Origin of the sequence: uncultured Solobacterium sp., from assembly GCF_963550625.1 — a bacterium.
In the GTDB taxonomy this organism is placed as follows: Bacteria; Bacillota_I; Bacilli_A; order Erysipelotrichales; family Erysipelotrichaceae; genus Bulleidia.
This window is the reverse complement of sequence record NZ_CAUVCV010000028.1, coordinates 1-6117: the sequence shown is the minus strand read 5'-3', so window position 1 is coordinate 6117 and position 6117 is coordinate 1. Positions and strand designations below refer to the sequence as shown.

5 protein-coding genes are annotated in these 6117 nt (G+C 38.3%); all 5 read right to left on the bottom strand.

The genetic code is table 11. The features are described from left to right. Nucleotides 1-910, bottom strand: a 910-nt coding sequence (locus RYK16_RS08215; RefSeq protein WP_314851771.1) for an ATP-binding protein, incomplete at its 3' end; no start/stop codon positions are given. A 3-nt stretch (nucleotides 911-913) separates the two neighbouring features. Continuing rightward, nucleotides 914-2107, bottom strand: coding sequence for a DnaD domain protein (locus RYK16_RS08210; RefSeq protein WP_314851770.1), 1194 nt, complete (start codon nucleotides 2105-2107; stop codon nucleotides 914-916). Beyond that, nucleotides 2088-2699, bottom strand: coding sequence for a dephospho-CoA kinase (gene coaE, locus RYK16_RS08205; RefSeq protein WP_294207817.1), 612 nt, complete (start codon nucleotides 2697-2699; stop codon nucleotides 2088-2090). The genes RYK16_RS08210 and coaE overlap by 20 nt, the downstream gene beginning before the upstream one ends. Before the next feature lie 7 nt (nucleotides 2700-2706). Then, nucleotides 2707-3513 (bottom strand): bifunctional DNA-formamidopyrimidine glycosylase/DNA-(apurinic or apyrimidinic site) lyase, encoded by an 807-nt coding sequence (mutM, locus tag RYK16_RS08200; protein ID WP_314112617.1) that lies wholly within the window; start codon nucleotides 3511-3513, stop codon nucleotides 2707-2709. Nucleotide 3514: 1 nt separating this feature from the next. Further along, nucleotides 3515-6115, bottom strand: coding sequence for a DNA polymerase I (polA, locus tag RYK16_RS08195; protein ID WP_314851769.1), 2601 nt, complete (start codon nucleotides 6113-6115; stop codon nucleotides 3515-3517). Between the last annotated feature and the right edge of the window lie 2 nt (nucleotides 6116-6117).

Below are 6117 nucleotides of genomic sequence, written 5' to 3'. Positions count from 1 at the left end.
ACAATGTTTTTCGCCTATCTTTTCCTGTAAGCGTTTTTATCTTTGCCATACTCGTTATTCTTTCAACAATACGAGCAGCTTTTAGCTCATCATCCTTGCCTTTTCCAACATATCTAAAGTGTTCTTTTAATGACTCAATATCACAGTTGGATGTAAACCAAGTTGGTAATCCTTCTGTATATCGCTTCTCTAGTAAAGGCAGTAGTAGCTGATCACGATTCCATTCATTCACGCTCTCTGCTCCAATATCATCTAAAACTAGAAACTTTGCACGCATCAATCGACCAAGTTCAATTTTATATTCTGAAGTCTTCATCGTTGCGATAGCTCTTGTACAGTATGTTGGATAATGCACAAAGGCAACGGTCTCATTTTTACGCGCATGATCATTTGCGGCACAGGCAGAAAGATGTGTCTTGCCACTTCCCATTGTGCCATGTAGGTATAGTCCTTGATTATGAATATTCGCACTACGACAATCTTCCCATACAAGTAAGTATTCTTCCGTCTCTTTGAGTAAGTTGATTTTCGCAAAAGATACTGCGTACATGTTGGATGGCATATCATTTACACTAAACTTCTCTAGATGTGCTGTCTCATTCATATATTCCTGTTGAAACTTACATGGTGTCTGTACTGTTTGTAGGATACCATTGTCCTCTAAGTCGTCATAGTATCCCTTCACCCTCTGCTTACATTGATTTAAGCCTGTACAATGCAAACATGGCTCATAACTTTTTCTCCATGCATGAATCTTCCATGGGGATGTGTCCAAATATCTTTCATCGAGTTTGTTTCTTTGAAACAACTCGACAACTACAGGGTCTTTCCGTAATTCATCTTGTAGTGTTTGGGTTTCTTGTTTCTGCTGTTCTGTCATTGGAATCTCTTTGATATTTAACGCTTCCATGAATTACTCATCTCCCTTCTGTAGTTTTTGTAATCGTTCTATTAGTTCTGCCGATGCTGCTGTACCCTCTGGTAGAGTACCCTCTTCTTGTTGGCGGATATACTCAGGCATGCCAATCCTAACTCCACTATTAACTTGTGGTGTTTGACGTATCGTCTTCTTACGCTGTTGTAGGGCTTGTTGTTTGGTAGTTACACCATCTCTAGCCCACTCAGCCGCAACCATATCCACAAAGTTACGATTCAAGCGATTCTGCGAAATCTTTAGGATATGTTCAATCATCACATTAATCACTTCATTACTAAAATGCATATCAATCGCTAGATGTTCTAAGATACTCTTTTCTAACTGAGTAACCTTAGCACCACCTTGCTTTGCCTGTAAGAAAGATACAGGTGGCAATGAATATGGGTCACTTCCTGGGTTAACATCAGATTCTGCACGTGATGCGTAGATCTTTAGTTTTGTACTATCAAATGTCATTGTTTGTAGATTAATACAACGGTTAACTAAAACACGCATCTTATCTACAGATAAACCATAGATTGTCGCAAGTTTACCAATTAAACTTAAATTTTCCTGCGTACGAAGTTCGGCTGGGAAGACCAGTGTACTTGTCGTCGCAATAAACTTTTCATAATCAAAGTTAATTGTTTGATCATCCATTGCGAATTGATAACGTGGCTGTAATGCATCAAATTCAATATGACGATCTAAGAGATCTTCTGGTAAGAACTTGACTGCCTTTGTGACTTCTTTATAGCCACGTAAGGAAATGTTATTTGCGTTTAGGTGCGTCATTGTAGTCGTTGTCTCATCTTTTCCTACAGTACGCTCATAACGATTCATAAATACATTTGATTTTAAGAAATCCTTTGCATAAATAGGACTATTTAAAACATAGATATATTGATCACATAACTCTGTCGTCTTTACATATGTTCGCATTAACATATACTCTTCTAATTTAGTACATGCCTTATCTAGTGCGTTAATATCCAAATCGGCTAGCACTAGTAAACGTTGATGTTTCTCAAAACCCTTTTGGGTTTTACCTTCCGCAATAAGAGTTAAGTATAAAACTGTCGCATCTTTTCCGATGAGTGGTTGGTATAACATCATAAGTGAAAGTAAAGTTTCTTCAGAGATACCGTTACTAAAATCGATGCGATATGTACTAGTTGGCATTCTTTCCATTTCTGATGTCCTTTCTAAGTTCTCCTAACCATCGGTTGATTTGTGAATCTAATTCCTTTAAATCACCTTCGTTATAAATCACTTTATCTGCCAAAGCAATCTGTTTTTCTGCAGGCACCTGCATTGAAAGTCTTGCCTTCGCTTCTTCAAGTGTATAGTTTCTTTCTTCCATCATTCTTTGTATGGCTATTTCTTCACTACAAGTTACAACCACTGTACGATCAAAGTATTGGTCCCAACCGGTTTCAAACAACAGAGGAACCTCTGCACAGATAATTGGTTGTTGTAAGTTTGTTGTAAAGAATTTCTGCATCCCTTCTAATACAAAGGGATGAACAATTGCGTTTAGTTGTTCACGTTTATGATTGTCCTGAAAGATAATTCCAGCAAGTTTCTTAGGGTCGATATCACCACTTGTGCTAGTTACATCATCCCCAAATACTTTTAAAATTTTTTCATAACAAACAGAACCTTGATACAAGGAACGCTTTGCGTATTGGTCGGCATTGAATACCGGTATTCCTCTTCTTCTGAATAGAATCGCAACAGTTGTTTTTCCTGCCGCAATCGTTCCTGTAATCGCAATCTTCATAAAACTCCTATTTCTGACAATGTGGACAATAGTAACTTGACCGTCCACCTATATATTTTACGTGAATCTGTCCTTTACAACGAGGACAGATTTTCTGCATATGTACGGTACACTCTGTTTGAAATCTACCAGTAACTCCTAAGCTAGATGTATACGTTCTAATCGTTGTTCCACCGGCCGCAATCGCAGCTTTCAAGATACGCCTTGTATGCATCACAAGATTTTCTTCATCCTTACGAGTAATACGTGCACAAGACCTACCCGGTCTTAGATTGCAGGCCGCAAGAATTTCATCTGCGTAGATATTTCCTACTCCTGCCACAAAACTCTGGTCTAATAGTAGGCTTTTCAGTGGTGTACGTTTTCCCTTACGATATGCATGAATGTAGGACGCATTGAATGCTTCATCAAAAGGTTCAGGTCCTAAGCCATGATAATGGCTAAAATCTGTATCCAACGGTAAGATTTCCATGCGTCCAAATTTACGTGTATCCATATAGCGTAACTCTTTACCGTTATCTAAACGAAATATCACGTGCATATGACGGTTGGTAGGTTCCGTTGGATCTTGAATATAATATCTTCCTTCCATGCGTAAATGGCTCATGAGGATACAATCATCTAAGCCAAATAGTAAATATTTGCCACGACGCATGAACGTATTAAATGTTTGATTCTTAAGTTTTGCTTTAAACTGTTCTACATCATTCTCAATCATCTTTGGATAGCGTACATCCACATCCAAGATTCTTCTTCCTTGAATCTGATGTTCTAGTGTACGTAGGACAGTTTCAACTTCTGGTAGTTCTGGCATATTACTTTGCCTCGTACCAATCGCTACCGATAGAACATTCAGCTGTCAAAGGAACCTGAAGATGCATCGCATTGACCATACCATCATTGATAAGCTTGGTCATTACTTCAACTTCTTCCTTAGGTACATTAAAGATGAGTTCATCGTGTACCTGTAGAATCATCTTACTCTTTACTTTCGCTTCCTTCATCATCTGATTGATATGAATCATTGCAAGTTTAATAAGATCTGCAGCAGAGCCTTGAATTGGTGCGTTCATCGCTGCACGTTTACCAAATTCGCGTGTTGCGTGATTCTTATCGTGAATCTCAGGAATTTCTCTACGTCTACCACATAGTGTTTCTACGTAGCCCTTCTCTTCACAGTCTTTGACAATTTTATCCATATAAGTGCGAATCTTTGGATACGCCGCATAATAGCGTTCAATAAAATCATGCGCCTCATAACGACTTACACCGAGCTGCTCACTTAAACCAAAGTCACTGATACCATACACGATACCGAAATTAACTGTCTTAGCACTACGTCTATCTTGAGGTGTAATTTCATCCTGTAGCTTATGGAAGACATCCATCGCTGTCTTAGTATGAATATCGATTCCTTCTTTAAACGCTTCAATCAGACTCGTTTCATTTGCCATATGCGCCAGCATACGTAACTCAATCTGATGATAGTCGCTAGAGATTAATACACAACCATCTTCTGGTAAGAAAGCCTTACGAATCTCTTTGCCCTGTTCATCGCGAACACTGATATTCTGTAAGTTTGGTTCGCTTGAAGATAGTCTTCCTGTTTGTGTTGCGGATTGGTTATAGATTGTATGAATCTTTCCATCCTTTTGAATATACTTCTTCAAACCTTCAGCGTAAGTACTATAGATTTTAGATAGCTTACGATAATCCAAAATATAATCGATGATTAGTGATTTGCCTTGTAGCTTTTCTAATTCACCAGCTGCAGTACTTCTCTTTTTACCTGTAGGAAGTCCTAAATCATCGAATAACACTTCTGCAAGTTGCTTTGGAGAGTTGATATTGAATTCTTTACCAGCAATCGCATAAATTTCTTTTTGTGCTTCGCTAATCTTCGCCATCGTTTCTGTCGCAATGCGATCAAGAATATCGATATCGCAACGAATCCCTTCTCTTTCCATGTGATAGAGAACGTGTGTTAGTGGCATCTCCATTTCATCGTAGAGTTTTTCCATTTTATATTCTTGTAGCTTTGGTGTAATCTCTGCATACAAACTAAAGATATTTTTCGCAAATGCACATGCATACATGCACTGTTTTTCTTCATCAATCATTAGATTTGGCTTTGTAGGTTTACCATATACATCTTCATAACTTACTTTATTATCAAAGCCATAACGCTCAATAATCTTTGTGGTTGTTGTTAGAGATGAGTCTACTAAAGCAGCCGCAAGCATCATATCATCATGGAAAGTCAGTGTTAAACCTTCATTTTGTGCTAGATGTAAATTGCGTTTTACATCAAATCCATACTTATGTGGTATATCACTTGAAAGATATGCAAGCAAGTCTTCATCCCTCTTTGCATCTGCTAAAGAAATGTATATGGCTTGCTTACCATTATATAGTGCAAAGCCATTGATAGTCGCATGCATGTATGCTCCATGGTCATCATCTACAAACACAGCACAAGAATCCTTTAACATTTCTGTAGGTACCTTTGTAACACGCTTATCTTCACTTGAAGTTACGACTGTTTCTTCTTGTGTGCTCTTTTCTGCAACAATCTTATCCGAAAAGCGTTTTGCAAGTGTATTCATCTCTAGCATCTGTAAGAACTTTACAAGTTGTGGGTAGTTAGGTGTAAAAGATAACTCTTTCTCATTCATCTCTACATCGACATCACGACGAATTGTCGCAAGTTTTTTAGAAAGTAATGCGGACTCATGCCCTTCCATTACTTTCTTCTGTAAAGCACCCTTGAGTTTATCTTCATTTGCTAGGACGTTTTCAACAGTGCCATATTCTTCTAATAGCTTGAGTGCTGTCTTTTCACCAATACCAGGAATACCTGGGATATTATCTGACTTATCACCCATTAAGCCCTTCATATCAATAATCTGAAGTGGCTCAATCCCCATTTGTTCCTTAAGACTTTCAGGTGTCATGACATCCATGTCGGTAATACCCTTTTTCATTAGTAATACTGAAGTTGTATCATCCACTAGTTGTAACATATCGTGATCACTTGTTAGCACATAGGTTTGATAGTCTGTTGCCTTTTTAGAGATTGTTCCAATTAAGTCATCCGCTTCAATATCTTGCATCTCCACCCACGTAATCGCAAAGGCATCCAAGAAATCTCTAACGAGTTTAAACTGTGGCACCAAGTCATCCGGTGCTGGTTTACGACCACCTTTGTAGTCTGCATAGAGTTCATGACGGAAAGTATGTTTTCCTGCATCAAAGGCAACTAATACTGCATCTGGTTGTATGATATCAATCGCTTTTTGCATCATAGATGCAAAACCAAAGACAGCGTTTGTCGGTGTACCATCTGAAGTTGTCATTGGTCTTCCATACGCTGTAGCGTAATACGCTCTAAATAACATTGAGTTACCATCTGTCAGTA